18 protein-coding genes and 1 tRNA gene are annotated in these 20,222 nt (G+C 60.3%); 9 read left to right on the top strand and 10 right to left on the bottom strand.

Annotation, left to right across the window (positions count from 1 at the left end; translation table 11 throughout):
- The 6 genes from AC1DVV_RS05615 (at position 1) to AC1DVV_RS05590 (ending at position 6,215) form a co-directional block, all read left to right on the top strand.
- Positions 1-621, top strand: a complete 621-nt coding sequence (locus tag AC1DVV_RS05615) for a phosphoadenosine phosphosulfate reductase domain-containing protein (RefSeq protein ID WP_457278591.1) — start codon at positions 1-3, stop codon at positions 619-621.
- Positions 622-628: 7 nt separating this feature from the next.
- Positions 629-1,585, top strand: a complete 957-nt coding sequence (gene cysD / locus AC1DVV_RS05610) for a sulfate adenylyltransferase subunit CysD (RefSeq protein ID WP_457278592.1) — start codon at positions 629-631, stop codon at positions 1,583-1,585.
- Between the two features lie 114 nt (positions 1,586-1,699).
- Complete coding sequence (locus AC1DVV_RS05605) at positions 1,700-3,025, top strand: sulfate adenylyltransferase subunit 1 (RefSeq protein ID WP_477707128.1); 1,326 nt, start codon at positions 1,700-1,702, stop codon at positions 3,023-3,025.
- Positions 3,026-3,116: 91 nt separating this feature from the next.
- Positions 3,117-3,446 (top strand): ferredoxin FdxA, encoded by a 330-nt coding sequence (gene fdxA / locus AC1DVV_RS05600; protein WP_477693598.1) that lies wholly within the window; start codon positions 3,117-3,119, stop codon positions 3,444-3,446.
- Between the two features lie 79 nt (positions 3,447-3,525).
- Positions 3,526-4,629: an NAD(P)/FAD-dependent oxidoreductase gene (locus AC1DVV_RS05595; RefSeq protein WP_457278595.1), complete on the top strand. Its 1,104-nt coding sequence runs from the start codon at positions 3,526-3,528 to the stop codon at positions 4,627-4,629.
- A 287-nt stretch (positions 4,630-4,916) separates the two neighbouring features.
- On the top strand, positions 4,917-6,215 hold the full coding sequence (locus AC1DVV_RS05590) for a purine-cytosine permease family protein (RefSeq protein WP_457278596.1): 1,299 nt from the start codon (positions 4,917-4,919) through the stop codon (positions 6,213-6,215).
- Here the strand turns inward: AC1DVV_RS05590 and thiD are convergent.
- The 3 genes from thiD to AC1DVV_RS05575 all read right to left on the bottom strand — a co-directional run bounded on the left by thiD (position 6,199) and on the right by AC1DVV_RS05575 (position 7,865).
- The gene (gene thiD / locus AC1DVV_RS05585) at positions 6,199-7,044 is read right to left on the bottom strand and encodes a bifunctional hydroxymethylpyrimidine kinase/phosphomethylpyrimidine kinase (protein WP_477667266.1); all 846 of its coding nucleotides are present in this window, start codon (positions 7,042-7,044) and stop codon (positions 6,199-6,201) included. The two genes, AC1DVV_RS05590 and thiD, sit on opposite strands and share 17 nt — an antisense overlap.
- A 62-nt stretch (positions 7,045-7,106) precedes the next feature.
- Complete coding sequence (locus tag AC1DVV_RS05580; RefSeq protein WP_477667265.1) at positions 7,107-7,661, bottom strand: DUF4124 domain-containing protein; 555 nt, start codon at positions 7,659-7,661, stop codon at positions 7,107-7,109.
- A 128-nt stretch (positions 7,662-7,789) separates the two neighbouring features.
- Positions 7,790-7,865 (bottom strand) — tRNA-Asn (locus AC1DVV_RS05575).
- A 296-nt stretch (positions 7,866-8,161) separates the two neighbouring features.
- On the opposite strand from AC1DVV_RS05575, the gene aat reads away from it, so the two are divergent.
- From aat to AC1DVV_RS05560, 3 genes are all read left to right on the top strand, one after another.
- Entirely contained in the window at positions 8,162-8,938 is a 777-nt protein-coding gene (gene aat / locus AC1DVV_RS05570; RefSeq protein ID WP_457278599.1) for a leucyl/phenylalanyl-tRNA--protein transferase, read from the top strand.
- A complete protein-coding gene (locus AC1DVV_RS05565) occupies positions 8,935-9,714 on the top strand; it encodes an arginyltransferase (RefSeq protein WP_457278600.1) in 780 nt (259 codons plus the stop codon). The genes aat and AC1DVV_RS05565 overlap by 4 nt, the downstream gene beginning before the upstream one ends.
- A 74-nt stretch (positions 9,715-9,788) precedes the next feature.
- Positions 9,789-10,568, top strand: coding sequence for an IclR family transcriptional regulator (locus tag AC1DVV_RS05560; RefSeq protein WP_457278601.1), 780 nt, complete (start codon positions 9,789-9,791; stop codon positions 10,566-10,568).
- Positions 10,569-10,643: 75 nt separating this feature from the next.
- On the opposite strand, the gene pbpG is transcribed toward AC1DVV_RS05560, so the two are convergent.
- The 7 genes from pbpG to AC1DVV_RS05525 form a co-directional block, all read right to left on the bottom strand.
- Positions 10,644-11,708, bottom strand: coding sequence for a D-alanyl-D-alanine endopeptidase (pbpG, locus tag AC1DVV_RS05555; protein ID WP_477707127.1), 1,065 nt, complete (start codon positions 11,706-11,708; stop codon positions 10,644-10,646).
- A 203-nt stretch (positions 11,709-11,911) separates the two neighbouring features.
- Positions 11,912-13,450 carry a 2-isopropylmalate synthase gene (locus AC1DVV_RS05550; protein ID WP_457278603.1) on the bottom strand — a complete coding sequence of 513 codons (1,539 nt, stop codon included), beginning with the start codon at positions 13,448-13,450 and terminating at the stop codon, positions 11,912-11,914.
- A 51-nt stretch (positions 13,451-13,501) separates the two neighbouring features.
- Complete coding sequence (leuA, locus tag AC1DVV_RS05545; protein WP_477689061.1) at positions 13,502-15,196, bottom strand: 2-isopropylmalate synthase; 1,695 nt, start codon at positions 15,194-15,196, stop codon at positions 13,502-13,504.
- Between the two features lie 173 nt (positions 15,197-15,369).
- Positions 15,370-16,182 (bottom strand): CDP-diacylglycerol--serine O-phosphatidyltransferase, encoded by an 813-nt coding sequence (gene pssA / locus AC1DVV_RS05540; RefSeq protein WP_457278605.1) that lies wholly within the window; start codon positions 16,180-16,182, stop codon positions 15,370-15,372.
- A gap of 243 nt (positions 16,183-16,425) precedes the next feature.
- Complete coding sequence (ilvC, locus tag AC1DVV_RS05535; RefSeq protein WP_348050421.1) at positions 16,426-17,442, bottom strand: ketol-acid reductoisomerase; 1,017 nt, start codon at positions 17,440-17,442, stop codon at positions 16,426-16,428.
- A 127-nt stretch (positions 17,443-17,569) separates the two neighbouring features.
- Positions 17,570-18,061 carry an acetolactate synthase small subunit gene (gene ilvN / locus AC1DVV_RS05530; RefSeq protein ID WP_011483239.1) on the bottom strand — a complete coding sequence of 164 codons (492 nt, stop codon included), beginning with the start codon at positions 18,059-18,061 and terminating at the stop codon, positions 17,570-17,572.
- 110 nt (positions 18,062-18,171) lie between these two features.
- Positions 18,172-19,950 carry an acetolactate synthase 3 catalytic subunit gene (locus tag AC1DVV_RS05525; protein WP_457278606.1) on the bottom strand — a complete coding sequence of 593 codons (1,779 nt, stop codon included), beginning with the start codon at positions 19,948-19,950 and terminating at the stop codon, positions 18,172-18,174.
- Positions 19,951-20,222 lie beyond the last annotated feature (272 nt).

Raw genomic sequence — 20,222 nt, 5'->3', positions numbered from 1 at the left:
ATGAGCCTCGACCTTGCAAAAATCAACGCAGAACTCGGCCACAACGCACAGGGCCTGGTGGGCTGGGCCGTGGGACTGGGCCGGCCTGCCATCGTCACCACCAATTTCCGCCCCTTCGAGGCGGTGATACTGCACATGGTGACGCGCGCCAATCCCCGCGTTCCCGTGGTCTGGATGGACAACGGCTACAACACCGAGGCCACTTACCAGTTCGCCGACGAAGTGACCAAGCTGCTCAAGCTGGACCTGCATATTTACCTGCCGCGCCGCTCCCGTGCGCACCGCGAGGCGGTGGAAGGCCTGACCCCGGCGCTGGACGATCCACGCCATGCTGCCTTCACCGAAGAAGTCAAACTCGAGCCATTTGCCCGCGCCCTGCGTGAAACCGCGCCCCAGGTCTGGTTCACGGCCTTGCGCGCCACCGACACCGCGGTACGCGCCCAGATGGACCCGGTCAGCGTCAACCCCGACGGACTGATCAAGGTCGCGCCGCTCCTGCACTGGTCGTCCAAGGACCTTTACCAGTACTGTGAGATCAACGGCCTGCCCAACAATTTTGACTATGTGGACCCCACCAAGGGCGAAGACAACCGCGAATGCGGCCTGCACCTTGCGCACTGACTGACCTATGAACGCCCGCACACCATCCCACCTGCTGCCAGCCGACCCGGCGATCTCCATCGCGCGGCTGTCCAACTCCCATCTCGATGCGCTGGAAGAGGAAACCATCTTCATCCTGCGCGAAGTAGCCGCCGCCTTTGAGCGCCCGGCCCTGCTGTTTTCGGGCGGCAAGGATTCGCTGGTGATGCTCAAGTGCGCGGAAAAGGCCTTCGGCGTGGGCCGCATCCCCTACCCGCTCCTGATGATCGACACCGGCCACAACTTCCACGAAGTGACCGACTTCCGTGACTTCCGCGCCAAAGAGCTGGGCGCCGAGCTGATCGTGCGCAATGTCGAAGACTCGATGAAACGCGGCACGGTGCGCCTGGCCCACCCAGGCGAATCGCGCAATGTGCACCAGTCGGTCACGCTGCTTGAGGCGATTGACGAATTCCGCTTTGACGCCCTGATTGGCGGCGCGCGCCGCGACGAGGAAAAAGCCCGCGCCAAGGAGCGCATCTTTTCGCACCGCGACAGCTTCGGCCAATGGCAACCCAAGGCCCAGCGCCCTGAGCTCTGGACGCTGTTCAACACCCGGCTGCAGCCCGGCGAGCACTTCCGGGTGTTCCCGATCTCCAACTGGACAGAACTCGACGTGTGGCAGTACATCGAACGGGAGCAAATCGCACTGCCTTCGCTCTACTACGCGCACCAGCGCAAGGTGGTCGAACGCAAGGGCCTGCTGGTACCGGTGACGGACCTCACCCCGGCACGCGACGGGGAGCAGATCGTTGAAAAGACCGTGCGTTTCCGCACCGTCGGCGACATCACCTGCACCTGCCCGGTCGACAGCCCGGCCGCCACGGCCGCCGAGATCGTGATCGAAACGCTGGCCGCCGACGTGAGCGAGCGCGGCGCAACGCGCATGGACGACAAGACCTCCGACGCTTCGATGGAAAAGCGCAAGAAAGACGGGTATTTTTAGTTCTCCCCCGGACAGGCTTCGCCTGCTCCCCCCAGGGGGCGGCGCCTGCGGACCGGCACAGCCGGACCCGCGGCCCCCACTGATAAAGACCTTGCCACCATTTTTGAGACTGAGATGACCACAAGTACCCACACTACTGATTTGATAGCTGACGGCGCACAGCCAGAAACGGTTGCAGGCCAAAATGACCTGAAACCTGCGTTGAAATTCATCACCTGCGGTTCGGTCGACGACGGCAAAAGCACTCTGATCGGCCGCCTGCTGGTGGACAGCAAGGCCGTGCTGCAGGACCACCTGGCCGGCGTGCAGCGCCAGGGTGAAACCGACCTGGCATTGCTGACGGACGGCCTTTCGGCCGAGCGCGAGCAGGGCATCACCATTGACGTGGCCTACCGCTATTTCGCCACTGAAAGCCGCAAATTCATCATCGGCGATGCCCCTGGGCATGAGCAATACACCCGCAACATGGTGACGGCCGCCTCCAGTGCCGACGCCGCCGTCGTGCTGGTGGATGCGACCAAGCTCGACTGGAAAAACCCCGCGCTGGAGCTGCTGCAGCAAACCCGCCGCCATTCGCTGCTGGTCAACCTGCTGCGCGTGCCGTCCATCGTGTTCGCCGTGAACAAGCTCGACGCCGTGGAAGACCCAACGCTGGCTTTCAGGAACATTCAAGCAGCGCTGGCAACATTCGCCCGGGCCGCGAAAATCCCGGTGAAAGCGACCGTTCCCGTGTCTGCCCTCAAGGGCTTTAACGTGGTGGACGCCCAGCCCGGCTGGTGCGGTTATGAAGGCTTGTCGCTGCTGCAGTTGCTGGAACACCTGCCCGTCACGCCGGCCGAGACCACCGAAGCCTTTGCCTTCCCGGTGCAATGGGTTGAAAAGTTTTCGTCCTCATCCGATACCTCCCAGGGCCGGCGTGTCTTCTGGGGCCGCGTTGCCTCGGGCGGCGTACAGCCGGGCCAGAGCGTGACCATACTCCCCAGCGGCAAGACGGCCGTGGTGGCCCAGGTGCTGGACCATGCCCGCCAGCCCAAGGCCATCCTGGCCGGCCACAGTGCAGGCATCGTGCTGGACCGGGAAGTCGATGTGTCGCGCGGCGACTGGCTGCTGGCCACGGATACCTTTGAGCCCTCACGGGATATCTCGGCCACCGTGGCCTGGATGGACGATGAGCCGCTGGTCGCCGGGCGCATCTACTGGGCGCTGCACGGCCACCGCTGGGTCAAGGCCAAGGTCAAACGCATCGTTCACAAGCTCGATGTCAACACCCTCGCCGAGGAAGACGCCAGCGAGCTGCCGCCCAATGCCATCGGCCATATCGAGCTGAGCCTGCAGGAACCGCTGGCCACCCTTCCTTATGCCCGTTCGCGCATGCTGGGCTCGCTGGTCCTGGTGGACACCGCCTCGAACAAGACTTCAGGTGCCGTGCTGATCCTTTGACCAGGATCAAGCCCCGCTATCCTCACTGACTTAACCCTGCTCACGGAATCCTCTTAAAATTGAGGGTTTCCACCGATTAGCCCCAAATAACATGACTCACATCGTCTCCGAATCGTGCATCCGCTGCAAATACACCGACTGTGTGGATGTCTGCCCCGTGGATTGCTTCCGGGAAGGCCCCAACATGCTGGTGATCGATCCGGACGAATGCATCGACTGCGCCGTCTGCATCCCCGAATGCCCGGTCAATGCCATCTACGCCGAGGAGGACGTGCCGGCCGACCAGGTTTCGTTCATCCAGCTCAATGTGGAATTGAGCCGTGCCGCGGGCTGGAAAAGCATCACCAAGCGCAAGGATGCGCTGCCCGATGCCGAGGAATGGAAAGACAAGACGGGCAAGCTGTCCGAATTGGTCCGCTAAGCCGGTTCATCCGGCCTGAAGCCACCGGCACCTCGCCCTCCCCGGGCCGCCACGCGCTTTGCAAAGCGCCCCAGGAACCATGGAACCTCAACTGAACCAAGAAGTGATCAATACCGCAGCGCAGCACGACGGTCCCATCGAAACCGATGCGGTGATTGTGGGCGCCGGGCCCGTAGGCCTGTTTCAGGTGTTTGAGCTGGGGCTGCTTGAGATCAAGGCCCATGTGATCGACTCGCTGGCCTACCCGGGCGGCCAGTGCATTGAGCTTTACCCCGACAAGCCGATTTACGACATTCCGGCCGTGCCCGTCTGCACCGGCAAAGAGCTCACCGACAACCTGCTCAAGCAGATCGAGCCCTTTGGCGCGACGTTTCATTTCGGCCAGGAAGTCAGCGTGGTTGAAAAGCAGCAGGACGGCCGCTTCTTCGTCGAGACCTCCAAAGGCACGCGCTTTCTGACCAAAACGATTTTTATCGCGGCAGGTGTGGGTGCCTTCCAGCCCAAGCTGCTGCGCGTCGAAGGCCTGGAGAAGTTCGACGACAGCCAGCTGTTCTACCGCGTGAAAAGCCCGGCCGACTTTGCCGGAAAAAACCTGGTGATTGTGGGCGGCGGTGATTCGGCGCTTGACTGGACGCTGAACTTTGTCGCCGAAGGCCCGAACAAGGCCGAGAGCGTGATCCTGATTCACCGCCGCGACGGCTTCCAGGCGGCGCCTGCCAGCGTGGCCAAAATGCGCGAGCTTTGCGACGCCTACGAAATGCAGTTCATCGTGGGCCAGATCACCGGCTACGAAGAAAAAGAAGGCAAGTTGACCGGTGCCAAGGTCACGGGTTCCGACGGCGTCACGCGCGTGGTGCCGCTGGACGTGCTGCTGGTGTTCTTCGGCCTGTCACCCAAGCTGGGGCCGATCGCCAACTGGGGCCTGGACATCGAGCGCAAACAGCTCAAGGTGGATACCGAGAAGTTTTCCACCAATGTTCCGGGTATCTTTGCCGTGGGCGACATCAACACCTATCCCGGCAAGAAGAAGCTGATTCTGAGCGGCTTCCATGAGTGCGCGCTGGCAGCCTTTGGCGCGGCTCCCTTGATCTTCCCGGACAAGAAGATCCACCTCCAATACACCACGACCAGCCCGAAACTGCACAAGGTGCTGGGCGTTGAATCTCCGGTGTTTGACGACTGAGCCGAGCTGGCTCGCTTCCACCTGAAAGCCCGCCGCGTGCGGGCTTTTTGTTGCCTGTACGGCTTACGCAATAGGCCCGCCCGGAATCGCCCTACAATTTGGCTGGCGTCTACACAGGCGCTTTCGCTGGGGGTGTTGCTGCAATTCGTCGTGCGAGTTGCGGCGGCTGAGAAAGTCCCTTTGAACCTGATTTGAGGTAATCCTCGCGCAGGGAAGCATGTTCCGGATGCCCGCTGTTCTTGCGGGCTTCAAGCAGGCCGACCTGGCATCGATGATCGGAACTGCTGATGACCACGACTTCTACTTCTGCTGCCGCCGGCAACACCGCGCTTGCGCCGTTGCCCTCCAGCGACCGCCTGTTCGGCTGGAGCGACCATGCCGCACTGTGGCTCAGCCTCGGGGTGGGCCTGCTGGTCATGCAGATCGGCGCCTACCTGGTACCGGCCGTTGGCACCCAGACAGCCTTGACGGTAATCGTCTGCGGCTCGGTACTTGGCGCCGGCTTGCTGGCCTGGACGGCCAGGATCGGCTGCGACAGTGGGCTTTCCAGCGCCGGGCTGATGCATGCCACCTACGGCAGCAGCTTTGCGCGCCTGCCGGTGCTGCTCAACATTGTGCAGCTCATCGGCTGGACCACGTTTGAGCTTGTGGTGATGCGCGACGGAACAGTGGCTATTGCGCGCCAGTCCGGCAACTTTGCAGGTGCCTTCTGGCCGCTTCTGGCCACTTTGCTGTGGGGCGCGGTGCTGCTGGCGCTGCTGTCGGGCTCCATGGTCAAGCTGGTGCGCAAATTCATAGGCCGCTACGGCTTGCCACTGGTCATCGCCTCGTTGCTGTGGCTGAGCTGGCAATTCCTGGCCAAGGCCAATGCCCAGGGCCTGAGCGCGCTGTGGATGCGGCCAGGCGAAGGCGGCATGAGCACGCTGTCCGCACTCGACCTGGTGATCGCAATGCCGGTGTCGTGGTTACCCCTCGTGGCCGATTTCGCGCGCCATGGACGCGATGGCAAAGCCGCGCTGCGCGGCACCTGGATGGGCTACGCCGTCGCCAATATCTGGTGCTATGCGCTGGGCGTGCTGGTCGCCATCACCGCACCCAGCACCGACCTGGTCGCCGCATTGCTGCTGGCGCAAGGCGGCCTGATCGCGCTGGGGCTGATCCTGATCGACGAGGTCGACAACGCGTATGGCGATCTCTATTCGGGCTCGGTAGCCGGCCACAGCCTGAAACCTGCCTGGAGCGTGCGGCGCTGGGGCGTGGGGCTGGCACTGCTGTGCACCGCGCTGGCACTGGTGCTGCCCATGCACAGCCTGGAGCCTTTTTTGCTGATGCTCAGTTCGGTGTTTGTACCTTTGTATGGCGTGATCCTGGCACGGCTGGCCGGCACGGCCGATATCGCTTCGCTGGTAGCCGAACGCAAGGTGAACCCCAGCGCCGTCGCGATCTGGGTGCTGGGCATTGCCTGCTATCACCTGTGCGCCAAGTTCGCGCCGGATTGGGGAGCGGCTTTGCCAACACTGGTGCTGACCTTTGTGCTGGCACGCCTCACCCGCGCCGGAAATCCAAGCCCTAGCGCAGCAGCTTAAGCCGCATCGCGATGGGCGCGTGGCCGTGGTTCAGCGGTCCGCCACCGGCACCTGTACGCACCCGCGCACCGGCCTCCAGCGCCGCGCGCACATAGGCACGTGCGAGCTGCACGGCCTGCAGCAGTGGGTGCCCCAACGCCAGGTGCGCGGCAATCGCAGACGACAGCGTGCAACCGGTGCCGTGGGTATTGGGGCTGGGAATGCGAGGCCCGCGCATCCAGTGCAGTTCGCCACTTTGCGTGGCCAGTAAATCGCTGACCACATCGCCGGGCAAATGCCCGCCCTTGAGCAGCACGGCGCGGGCGCCCTGCGTCAGCAACTCCTGTGCGGCGGCCTGCATGGCCTGCTCATCGCCCAGCGGGCGGCCCACCAACAGCGAAGCTTCGTCGAGATTTGGGGTGACCACCATGGCACGCGGAAACAGCTCCCGCACCAGTACCGCAATGGCCGGGTTGTCGATCAGCACCGCGCCGCTGGTGGCGACCATGACAGGGTCCAGCACCACATTCTGCAACGCATGCCGATCGATCGCCTCGGCCACGGTCTGTACGATGTCGGGCGCGTGCAGCATGCCGATCTTCACCGCATCCGTACCTATGTCTTCGATGACAGCGTCGATCTGGTCGCGCAGCATCTGCGGCGGCACGCCATGGATGGCGCGAACGCCGCGCGTGTTCTGGGCCGTCAGCGCGGTGATGGCCGTCATGCCGTAGCAACCCAGCGCGGCAAAGGTCTTGAGGTCAGCCTGGATGCCGGCCCCGCCGCCGCTGTCGGAACCTGCAATGCTCAGCACGCGGGGGTATTCGTGGTCGAAAACGGTTTCAGTCATGGATGCGGTCATTCGTTTTCCGTGGCCTTCAGGAACACGCGCAAATTTAAGCAGCGGTGCCACTAGCGGCAAAATGCCCGGACATCATTTTGGGCAACGTCACGATCATATTTGTCCGTGGGTTGCCCATTGCGGTGCCTTACAGCGCCGCTAAGGACGTCCCGAGCCAGCGCGCAGCGTGACGCATCGGTGCCATCTTCTTTTCCCCCGGAGAGCGATTTAGGCGGTTTTGGCGTGGGCGGGCTGTCAGCCTCCTTCTCCGGCACCAGGCGTGGTGGCGTTTGCTTGTTTTGCCCACGCAAGTATTCGGCTGAAGGTTTGGCTATTGGAGAGGGTGCTGGCTGAGGCGGCAGCTTCACTTCATCTGCCCTGGCCGCGCCGGCATCATCCTTTCGCGAAGAATAATGCGTTTGCCCCTTCGCATCTACCCACTTATAGACTTGCGCATGACTGGCTGACACAAATAGCAAAGGCACCAGGAAGGCGCCGAATATCCGCTGCTTGATGTTGGAGCTTTGCATGTTGTCCATGGTCCGGAAGTGATCAACTTTGAACTGGACAGGCGGATATAGTTGATCCGGTCCTGCTCGTTGGCTTGCGTGTCCGAAGATTTTCATGATCACGATGGTACTAGGTACCTACCCGGCGATTGATCACTCCGCGGCAGAACACGAGGCTGGAAATTACATTCGCAACGCCTGAAAAGACAAAAGGCCCGCACTTGCGTGCAGGCCCTTGAATTTATTGGCTCCTCAACCTGGGCTCGAACCAGGGACCTACGGATTAACAGTCCGGCGCTCTACCAACTGAGCTATTGAGGAATACAGCCTTAGATTATAGCGTCAATTTTCTGGCTTTTTGAGCTCGCGGCATTCTGCCAATGCCGTTTCTGCTGAATGGCGAGCGGCCGGCCCCGCACGGGCAAAAAGCACAAAGCCCTATTGGCCCCTGACCCTTGTTTGATATGCGCAAGCAGCTATCAAATCAATAGCATCTCTATGAATCACTGATCTCGGCAACGCGTTGGCCATGTCGCGGTAGCCTGCTCGGCTACCATTTGCGCATGTCCTTCACGGCCCACTGTTTTAATGGCTTTATGACTGTCCATTTTTAAACCATGGGTAAACTCCCGCGCCCCGTGCCCTGGCTTGCCGCCGGCGAAAACTTTCCCTCGCTGGATACCGCGTGGGGACCTCATGACCCGGCACCCGGTTTGCTGGCGGCTGGTGCAGCGCTGGATGTGCCGACCCTGGTCCATGCGTATTCGCAGGGCATTTTCCCCTGGTACAGCCTCGGCCAGCCCGTGCTCTGGTGGAGCCCTGACCCTCGCATGGTGCTGCAGACTCGCCACTTCAAGCTGCACCGGTCGCTGCGCAAAACGGTAGTTCGTTTTCAGGAACAGCCTCGCTGCGAAATCAGGTTCGACAGCGCCTTTGAGCGCGTCATCGACGCCTGCGCCAGCAAGCCGCGTTCCGGCCAACCCGGTACCTGGATTGTTCCTGACATGGTGCAGGCCTATACCGCTCTTCATGAGGCAGGCCATGCGCACAGCGTGGAGACCTGGATCGACGGCGAGCTGGCGGGTGGCCTGTATTGTGTGAATCTGGGCCGCATGGTGTTTGGCGAATCGATGTTTGCGCACCAGACCGATGCATCCAAAATCGCGCTGGCGGCACTGGTGGCTTTTTGCCGTGAACATCACATCACCATGATTGATTGCCAGCAAAATACCCATCACCTGGCGTCCCTGGGCGCGGGGGAAATCAGCCGGGCGGAATTTGTTGCCCACCTCGGGCAAAGCGTGGGTAAAACGGGACCCGGCTGGCGCTTTGAGCCCGTATACTGGAATCAGATACTGACGACGGGAACGAAGGGAACCCTGGACCTACCGTGACACATCTCAAAGACCTGCCACTGCAAACCTTGCAGTTCTACGCAACGGCGCCCTACCCGTGCAGCTATCTGCCGGGCAAGCAGGCCCGCTCGCAGGTTGCCACACCCAGCCACCTCATCCACAACGACGCTTATTCGGACCTGGTGACCAACGGCTTCCGGCGCAGCGGCATGTTCACCTACCGCCCCTACTGTGATGGGTGCCAGGCCTGCGTCCCGCTACGGGTGCCTGTTGGCAGCTTCAGCCCGAACAGCAGCCAGCGCCGCGCCTGGAAGCGGCACCAGACGCTGCAGGCCCGCATCCTCAAGCTCTGCTTCATGCCGGAGCACTACCAGCTCTACCTGCGTTACCAGAACGGCCGCCACGCAGGCGGCGGCATGGACCATGACAGCATTGACCAGTACACACAGTTTCTCCTGCAAAGCCGCGTGAATTCGCGCCTGGTTGAGTTTCGTGAAAGCCTGCCTGACGGCGAACCGGGCGCCCTGAAGATGGTGTCCATCCTTGATGTGCTGGAAGACGGCATTTCCGCGGTCTATACGTTTTATGAGCCGGATGGCCGCGCAAGCTACGGCAACTACAGCGTGCTGTGGCAGATCGAGCAGGCCCGGCGCCTCGATTTACCCTATGTGTACCTGGGCTACTGGATCGCGGAAAGCCCAAAAATGAATTACAAGGCCGGATTCAGGCCCAACGAAGTGCTGATCGACGGGCAGTGGGTGCTGTCCGCAGAGCCTGCGGTAGAAAATACAGGCAGGTCATCCGACCAGGCATAGGCATAGGCCAACCAGGCACCCCATCCAGCGCATCGGGATTTCACAGGGTAAAATTTGCAGCAGAAAGCCTGCAAATGAAAAAGCCCGACTCAGCCCTTCCCGCCACGCCGACCGTTCAGGTCATTGAAAGGATGTTCACGCTGCTCGAAATCCTGGCGAACCGCGAGGAAGCGCTTTCGCTCAAGGAAATCAGCGAGAAGTCGGGGCTCCACCCCTCTACCGCACATCGCATCCTGAACGATCTGGCCACGGGTCGTTTTGTGGATCGCCCCGCAGCGGGCAGCTACCGGCTGGGCATGCGACTGCTGGAGCTGGGCAACCTCGTCAAGGCCCGTCTGGACGTCCGCGACGCTGCGCTGCTGCCCATGCGCGAGTTGCACAAGCTCACACAGCAACCGGTCAACCTGAGCATGCGCCAGGGCGATGAAATCGTGTACGTGGAGCGAGCCTACAGTGAACGCTCCGGCATGCAGGTGGTGCGGGCCATCGGGGGTCGTGCGCCGCTGCATTTGACGTCTGTGGGCAAACTGTTCCTCGCGTTTGACGACCCGCAGCGCCTGCGGACCTACGCGACGCGCACCGGCCTGCCGGGGCAGACACGCAACAGCATCACGCAGCTGCCAATTCTGGAACGCGAGCTTTCCAAAGCGCGCCAATACGGCATCGCACGCGACAACGAAGAACTGGAGTTGGGAGTGCGCTGCATGGCTGCAGGTATTTACGATGACCAGAACCAGCTGGTAGCGGGCTTGTCGATTTCGGCCCCGGCCGACCGGCTGGACGAACACTGGCTGCCCAAGCTGCAGGCGACTGCGAATGAGATTTCAGCCGCACTGGGCTACAAACCCAAGTAAAAATAGGCTGCAGCCCAATCAGGTCGGGCGCAAGCAGCTATCAATACAATAGCAGGCTGCGCACCTCGGGAATGCTCAGCCGTTTACCTGCTTGATGGAAGTGCTGACATTCACCTTGGGTTCGGCCACCGGATTCGACTCCACCCAGCGGCGTACACGTTCGGCATCACCCAAGCGGCTCAGCTTGCCGGCGGAATCCAGAAACACCATGATCAGTTTGCGGCCCGCGATTTTGGTCTGCATGACCAGGCACTGGCCGGCTTCAGAGATGTAGCCGGTTTTTTGCAGGCCGATATCCCAGTCGGGATTCTTCACCAGGCGATTTGTATTGTTGTACTGCAGCGTGCGGGTGCCGACAGCGACTTGATAACCCGTCGACGTGGAGAGCTCGCGCAGCATCGGGTCGCCATGTGCAGCGTTGACCAGCGTCGCCAGATCCTGCGCACTGGACTGATTGCGGCTGGAAAGGCCGGTGGGTTCTACATAGCTGGTGTCCGTCATGCCCAGCATTTTGGCCTTGGCGTTCATCAGGCTGACAAACGTGCCCATGCCACCGGGATAGGTACGGCCCAAGGCGTGCGCAGCGCGGTTCTCGCTGGACATCAGGGCAAGGTGGAGCAGTTCACCACGCGTGAGCGTGGTGCCGACCTTCAGGCGTGAACTGCTTCCCTTTTCGGTGTCAACGTCGTCCTGCGTGATCGTGATGAGCTCATCCATGGGCAGCTTGGCGCCGCTGACGATGACGCCGGTCATCAATTTGGTGAGGGATGCGATCGGCAACACAGCATGATCGTTCTTGCTGAACAGCACTTCACGTGTGTCCTGGTCGATCACCAGCGCAACGCTGGACTTCAGTTCAAGGGGATCTTGCGAGCCGTGCAAACCGGCAATCTGACCGAAGGATGGTTTGGCCGGAATGGACACGCGGATGATGCTTCTGCGTTTTGTACCTGCAACAAAACGTACGCTCTTGCGTGTGGAAATAACTTTTTGGGAAACCGACGCCTTGGACGAGGCGTGCTGCTTTTTGACAATGGTTTTTTTGGCGGTTGCCGCATTCGCGGCTGGTACTGCAAAGGCGGCGATCAGGGCCATGAATCCAACGATTTTTAATGCGCGATTGAAAATCTGATGAGACATGATGGTCTTGCCTGCGTGGATTGCAATGAATGGGATGGCTGGAGTGTATACAAATAGAAAAAGTCACGCAATATCAAAAACTTGCGCGACTTTCCTAAAAATACAATCACTTTGTGACGTTTTTAACGCCTGAAGCCCCATCTGCACCCAGATTCAACGCTAAGTCATTGAATACAAAGGATTTTATTTTCCGAATTGTTACATCATCCCTGTGCCGCCACGCGGTCAGCTTTACTTTGGAGCTTGTTCAACGCGCTCAAATAGGCTTTTGCCGATGCCACCACAATGTCGGGGTCGGCGCCCACACCATTCACCACCCGCCCGCTGTTCTGCAAGCGCACCGTGACTTCTCCCTGGCTTTCCGTCGACCCGCTGATGGCGTTCACGGAGTAAAGCACCATTTCCGCACCGCTTTTGACGTGTGACTCGATGGCTTTGAGGGAGGCATCAACAGGGCCGTTGCCGTCGGATTCGCCTTTGACTTCCTTGCCGGCCACAGTGAAAACGACGCTGGCCTGGGGACGTTCGCCGGTTTCGCTGTGTTGCGACAGGGACACAAAGCCGTACTGCTCGTTGTCGTGGGAAGCGCTTTCATCGCTCGCCAACGCCAGGATGTCTTCGTCAAAGATCTCGCTCTTGCGGTCTGCGAGCTCCTTGAATTTTGCGAAGGCATTGTTGATGTCCGCTTCGCTTTCCATGGCCACGCCCAACTCCAGCAGGCGCTGTTTGAACGCATTGCGTCCACTCAGCTTGCCCAGCACGATCTTGTTGGCGCTCCAGCCCACGTCTTCGGCGCGCATGATTTCATAGGTGTCGCGCGCCTTGAGCACGCCGTCCTGGTGGATGCCCGAGGCATGCGCAAACGCATTGGCGCCGACCACGGCCTTGTTTGGTTGCACCACGAAGCCCGTGGTTTGGCTCACCATGCGGCTGGCGGCCAGGATGTGCTGCGTGTCTATACCGAGTTCGAGGCCAAAGTAATCTTTGCGGGTCTTCACAGCCATGACCACTTCTTCGAGCGAGCAATTTCCGGCACGCTCACCGAGTCCGTTGATGGTGCATTCCACCTGCCGCGCGCCGCCAATCTTCACACCGGCCAGAGAGTTGGCCACGGCCATGCCCAGGTCGTTATGACAGTGCACGGACCAGACAGCCTTGTCGCTGTTGGGTATGCGTTCGCGCAAATTTTTGATGAAATTGCCGTAGAGCTCGGGGATGGCGTAGCCCACGGTGTCCGGCACGTTGATAGTGGTCGCGCCTTCCTTGATCACGGCCTCCAGCACACGGCACAGGAAGTCCGGATCTGAACGATAACCGTCCTCAGGACTGAACTCGATATCACCCATCAGGTTTTTGGCAAAGCGCACGGAGAGCTTGGCCTGCTCGAATACCTGATCGGGTGTCATGCGCAGCTTTTTCTCCATGTGCAGGGCGCTGGTCGCCAGAAACAGGTGCAAACGTCCCGAGGCCGCGGGCTTCAGGGCCTCGGCGGCGCGTGAAATATCCCTGTCGTTGGCGCGTGCCAGCGAGCAGATGGTGGAGTCCCTCACCACCTCCGCAATAGCCTTCACGCATTCGAAATCACCATTGGAACTGGCGGCAAACCCGGCCTCGATCACATCAACCTTCAGGCGCTCCAGCTGGCGGGCAATCCGCAGTTTTTCGTCCTTGGTCATGGAGGCGCCGGGCGACTGCTCGCCGTCGCGCAGAGTGGTGTCGAAAATAATGAGTTTGTCAGTCATGGTGGGATTCCTGATGCGTTGGGCGCTCTGTGTTTTGAGGGATCTGAGCGGTTAACCCGTAATGGTAGCAACGCATGCAGGCTGGCTGGCCTTGCTGCGCTGCAGGCCCGAGACTATGGCCTTGAGCGATGCGGAGATGATGTTGCCATCCATACCGACGCCGAACAGCGTCTGGTCGTTGATCCGCAGTTCCAGGTAGGCCACGGCCTGCGCGCTCGCCCCCGCCCCGATGGCGTGCTCGTGGTAGTCCAGCACGCGAACCGTGTGGCCTGTCGCCGCAGCCAGTCCGGCCACGAAGGCATCAATGGGCCCGGTGCCTGTGCCCTCAACGGCGTGACGTCTGCCGCAAAGCTGAACCTCGGCCTTGATGTGGAAGGACTCGCCGCCGGCTTTTCCGGTTTCCTCAATCACCAGACGCTGCGGTGCGGCTACGGTCTGTACGCCGTATTCCTTCTCAAACAGCGCAAAGATGTCTTTGCCGGTCAACTCCTTGCCGGTCGCATCCATCACCGATTGCACCACCTGGCTGAACTCGATCTGCAATCGGCGCGGGAGCTCGAGGCCGAACTCGCTTTCCAGCAGGTAGGCGATGCCGCCCTTGCCTGACTGACTGTTGACGCGGATCACGGCCTCGTAGCTGCGGCCCAGGTCCTTGGGATCGATGGGCAGGTAGGGCATGTCCCATATATCGCCTTCTTTGCGTGCGGCAAAGGCTTTCTTGATGGCGTCCTGGTGGGAGCCCGAGAAAGAGGTGTAGACCAGATCGCCTGCATAAGGATGGCGGGGATGCACGGGCAACTGGTTGCAGTGCTCCACTGTGCGGCGTATCTCGTCGATTTCAGAGAAATCCAGTCCGGGCGACACGCCTTGGGTGTAGAGATTGAGCGCGATATTCACCAGGTCCACATTGCCGGTGCGCTCGCCGTTGCCGAAGAGACAGCCTTCAATCCGGTCGGCGCCCGCCATCAAGGCCAGCTCGCCGGCCGCGGTGCCTGTGCCGCGATCGTTGTGGGGATGAACCGAGATCACGATGGCGTCGCGCCGAGCCAGGTTGCGGTGCATCCACTCCATCATGTCGGCAAAAATATTCGGCGTGGAATGCTCCACCGTGGACGGCAGGTTGATGATGCATTTGCGCTCGGGCGTCGGCTGCCAGACCTCGGTCACGGCATCGACAACGCGCTTGGAAAACGCCAGCTCGGTGCCCGACCACATCTCGGGTGAGTACTGGAACGTCCATTGCGTTTCAGGCTGCGCCGCAGCCAGTTGCTGGAAGAGCCGCGCATTGTCGGTCGCGAGCTGGACAATCTCGTCCTCATTCATGCCCAGCACCACGCGGCGCATGACCGGCGCGGTGGCGTTGTAGAGGTGGACGATGGCTTTTTTGGCGCCCTTGAGCGACTCGAAAGTGCGGCGGATCAACGGCTCGCGCGCCTGGGTCAGCACCTGGATGGTGACATCATCGGGAATCAAATTCCCGTCGATGAGCTGGCGGAGAAAGTCGAATTCAATCTGGGACGCGGATGGAAAGCCCACCTCGATTTCCTTGAAGCCGATTTTCACCAGGGTGTGGAACATCCTGAGCTTGCGGGAAATATCCATTGGCTCGATCAACGCCTGGTTGCCATCCCGCAGGTCCACGCTGCACCAGATGGGCGCTTGCGTCAGCACGGCGTCGGGCCAAGTGCGGTCGGCCAGTCGAACTGGCGCGAAGGATTGGTATTTGCTGGAAGGTGTTTTCAACATGGTCATCTCGTCAACCCCAAAGATTACAAAAAACCAGCAACCCAAAGAAAAACGGCCCGTTGCTGGTGCAAACGGGCCGTTGAATCAGGTGTACGCGTGCGCTACCGTCTCCGCCCGTTGGCAGATAGCAGTAGTGCTAGCGAAATTTGTTTCATACGGTCAATGTACCACAATTATTTGTGAAGGCCGCGCTCGTCGGGTTCGTCGGTGGACGTCGAGATCACGCTGGTCTGCTGGCCCTTGGCCTTACGCCAGCCGTACAGCACGTAGCCCGAAAAACCGTACAGCACAAACAGGCCGAACATCACGGTCGGTGGATGGATATTGATAACGGCGATCCCAAGCGCAATCAACACAATGGCCGCGAAAGGCACGCTGCGCTTCATTTGCACGTCCTTGAAGCTGTAGAACGGCACATTCGTGACCATAGTGAGGCCCGCATAGAGCGTGAGGCCGAAGGTCACCCAGCGCACTTCCAGTCCACTGACTCCCGCATCGGTCATCAGCCAGATAAAGCCGGCCACCAATGCCGCCGCGGCGGGCGACGGCAGACCCTGGAAGAAACGTTTGTCAACCACGGCCGTGTTCACATTGAAGCGAGCCAGACGCAACGCCGCGCAGGCGCAGTAAACAAAGGCGCCTATCCAGCCCCAGCGCCCCAGGCTGGTCAAGGCCCAGACGTAGGCGATCAACGCCGGTGCGGCGCCGAAAGACACCATGTCCGAGAGCGAATCCATCTGCTCGCCGAAAGCGCTTTGCGTGTTGGTCATCCGGGCGACGCGGCCGTCCAGGCTGTCGAGAATCATGGCGCAAAACACACCGATGGCGGCCTGGTCGAAGCGCCCGTTCATAGCCATGACGATGGCGTAAAAGCCGCCAAACAGGGCGGCCAGCGTGAATAAATTGGGCAATATGTAAATGCCCTTGCGTCGCTTGCGTATCACCACCGCTTCGGTAGGGAACGCCGAATCTTCACCATCATGCATAAAAACACTCCTGAGGCACAACTGGTGCGCGCAAACAGCTATCAAATTCATAGCATCTGTAGATGCCATCCAGAAGCCGGGCCTCCTTGAAGGAATAAGCCGTCGACTCAAGCCGCCAAGGATACCAAGATCGGCCCCGGCAGAAACCTTCACCTCATCCCATCCAGTCTGCCCTGGTCAGAAAAAAAGCCGCGCAGGACCTTTGCGCGGCTTTTTGCAGGACAAAGCCCTGACGGGCTTGGATCAGTTGCGGGTCTGGTCGACCAGCTTGTTTTTCGCGATCCAAGGCATCATGGCGCGCAGCTTTTCGCCCACGATTTCGATCTGGTGCTCGGAATTCAGGCGGCGGCGGCTCAGCAGGGTTGGCGCGCCGGCCTGGTTTTCCAGCAGGAAGCTCTTGGCATATTCACCCGTCTGGATGTCTTTCAGGCACTTGCGCATCGCGTCTTTCGTGGCCGAGGTCACGATGTTCGGGCCTGTCACGTATTCGCCATATTCTGCGTTGTTCGAGATCGAGTAGTTCATGTTGGCGATGCCGCCTTCATAGATCAGGTCAACGATCAACTTGAGCTCGTGCAGGCATTCGAAGTAGGCCATTTCGGGGGCGTAGCCGGCTTCCACCAGTGTTTCGAAGCCGGCCTTGATCAGCTCAACGGTGCCGCCGCACAGAACGGCCTGTTCGCCGAACAGGTCGGTTTCGGTTTCTTCGCGGAAGTTGGTTTCAATGATGCCGGCTTTGCCGCCGCCATTGGCCATGGCATAGCTCAGGGCCAGGTCGCGGGCCTTGCCGGACTTGTCCTGGTGCACTGCGACCAGGTGAGGCACACCGCCACCCTGGGCGTAGGTATTGCGCACCGTGTGGCCGGGTGCCTTGGGGGCGACCATCCAGACGTCAAGGTCGGCGCGCGGAATCACGGCGCCGTAGTGCACGTTGAAGCCGTGGGCAAACACCAGGGAAGCACCCTGCTTGATGTGGGGAGCCACGTCGTTCTTGTAAACCGCGCCGATCTGTTCATCGGGCAGCAGGATCATGACCACGTCAGCGGCCTTGACCGCGTCCGCGACTTCAGCGACCTTCAGGCCGGCCTTTTCGACCTTGGGCCAAGAAGCGCCGCCCTTGCGCAGGCCGACGACCACTTTCACGCCGCTGTCGTTCAGGTTTTGCGCGTGCGCGTGGCCCTGGCTACCGTAGCCGATGATGGCGACTGTTTTGCCCTTGATCAGGCTCAAATCACAATCTTTGTCGTAAAAAACTTTCATGTTTCTCTCCAGAATAGGTATTGGCGAAAATGCCCTTCGACAGGCTCAGGGCGAACGGTAAACGCATATCGCCACTCAAAATCCGTTCGCGTTGAGCCTGTCGAAACGCGCGCACGGACGACTTAAATCAAACCCGCAAAATCCGCTCTCCACGGCCGATGCCGCTGGAGCCGGTTCGCACCGTCTCAAGGATCGCGCTGCGGTCTATGGCTTCCAGAAACGCATCGTTCTTGGACTGGTCCCCAGTCAGCTCGATGGTGTAGCTTTTCTCCGTCACGTCGATGATTCGCCCGCGGAATATATCAGCCATGCGCTTCATCTCTTCGCGCTCCTTGCCGACCGCGCGCACCTTGACCATCATGAGTTCACGCTCGGTGTAGGAGCCTTCGGTCAGGTCGACAACCTTGACCACTTCGATCAGGCGATTCAGGTGCTTGGTGATTTGTTCGATGACGTCGTCGGAACCGGTGGTCTGTATCGTCATGCGCGACAGGCTCGGGTCCTCCGTCGGGGCGACGGTCAGGCTTTCGATGTTGTAGCCGCGCGCCGAGAACAGGCCGACCACGCGGGAAAGAGCGCCCGGCTCGTTTTCCAGCAAAACTGCAATGATGTGTTTCATAAGAAGATTCCTCTTTTCGCTGCCCTCCCCTGCGCACGGTAATGCGCAGGCTCGGCAGACAATAGATTCGTCAGGTGACGGTGAATGAATGGGTGTGGTTGGCGTGGGGCCTAGAGGTCTTCCGACCCCAGCAGCATTTCGGTAATGCCCTTGCCGGCCTGTACCATCGGGAACACGTTTTCGGTCGGGTCCGTGCGGAAGTCCATGAACACCGTGCGGTCCTTGAGCTTGCGGGCTTCGCGAAGCGCCGGCTCCACGTCCTGCGGTTTTTCGATCAGCATGCCGACGTGACCATAGGCTTCGGCCAGCTTCACGAAATTGGGCAGCGCGTCCATGTAGCTGCTGCTGTAGCGGCCTTCATAGTCAATTTCCTGCCACTGGCGCACCATGCCCAGGTAACGGTTGTTGAGCGAGACAATCTTGATCGGGGTGTTGTACTGCAGGCAGGTGGAAAGCTCCTGGATGCACATCTGCACCGAGCCTTCGCCCGTGATGCAGAACACTTCCGAGTCGGGCTTGGCCAGCTTGATGCCCATGGCATAGGGAATACCGACGCCCATGGTGCCCAGGCCGCCTGAATTGATCCAGCGGCGCGGCTCGTCGAACTTGTAGTACTGCGCGGCCCACATCTGGTGCTGCCCCACGTCCGACGTGATGTAGGTATCCGCGTCTTTGGTCAGCTTCCAGAGCGTTTCGACTACATGCTGGGGCTTGATGACGTCGCCTTTGCCCATGCTGTACTTCATGCAGTCGCGTTTGCGCCAGCCTTCAATCGTGTCCCACCAACCGCCCAGCGCGTTCGCGTCAGGCTTGAGGCCGGATTCCTTGATCATGGCAATCAGTTCGGTCAGTACATCCTTCACGTCGCCCACGATTGGAATGTCGACCTTCACGCGCTTCGAAATGCTGGAAGGATCGATGTCGATGTGGATGATCTTGCGTTCGTTCTGCGCGAAATGCTTGGGGTTGCCAATCACGCGGTCATCAAAACGCGCACCTACCGCCAGCAACACGTCGCAATGCTGCATCGCGTTGTTGGCTTCTATGGTGCCGTGCATACCCAGCATGCCGAGGAATTTTTTGTCGCTGGCCGGATAGGCGCCCAAGCCCATCAAGGTGTTGGTGCAGGGGTAGCCCAGCATGTCGACCAGCGTGCGCAGTTCTTGCGAGGCATTGCTGAGCAACACGCCGCCGCCGGTGTAGATATAGGGCCGTTTGGCCGCCAGCAGCAATTGCAGGGCCTTGCGGATCTGCCCGCCATGGCCTTTGCGCACCGGGTTGTAAGAGCGCATCTCAACGGTTTGCGGATAGCCGTTGTAAGGCACCTTGTTGAAGGACACGTCCTTGGGGATATCAACGACCACAGGGCCGGGCCGGCCGCTGCGGGCGATATGAAACGCCTTTTTCAGGGTTTCGGCCATGTGCCGCGCATCCTTGACCAGGAAGTTGTGCTTCACGATGGGCCGGGTGATACCGACGGTGTCGCATTCCTGGAAGGCATCCAGCCCGATGGCGTGGGTAGGAACCTGTCCCGTGATGATGACCATCGGGATGCTGTCCATGTAGGCGGTGGCAATGCCGGTCACGGCGTTGGTCACGCCCGGGCCGGAAGTGACCAGCGCCACGCCCACCTCGCCTGTGGCGCGAGCATAGCCGTCGGCTGCGTGCACAGCGGCCTGCTCATGACGCACCAGGATATGCTGGATCGAGTCCTGTTTGTAGACGGCGTCGTAGATATGCAGGACTGCACCGCCCGGATAACCCCACATGTATTTGACGCCTTCAGCCTGAAGGGACTTCATGAGGATTTCCGCGCCGCGGAGTTCTTGAGAATTTGTTTGTGCAGACGCAGCTGCCGCGGAAGCGATTTCCGCTTTGGAGATTTCCATGATGAACCTTTGTGAATTTCTCTAACGAAATACCTTGGGTGCCTCTTCGCCCACTCTTGTGAAGCAGCGTCGAGACTTGAGGCCAAAACCATGAGCGGAAACATAAACCGCCGAGTCATGACCCGTTTGCCTTTTGAATTGCAGGCCGTATTATGACATTTCGCGTTGCGCAATGGCTGCACGCGGTGAAAAATCGCAGCCGGGACCGGCCGGGATGCGATAATTTTCCAGCTGTATCCTTGGACACATGCCTTATCGGCATCGGCCCTGCG

The sequence above is a fragment of the Polaromonas sp. P3_B4 genome, from assembly GCF_056402835.1.
Note: the sequence above shows the minus strand (reverse complement) of the source record. Positions and strands in the feature narration are given on the sequence as shown.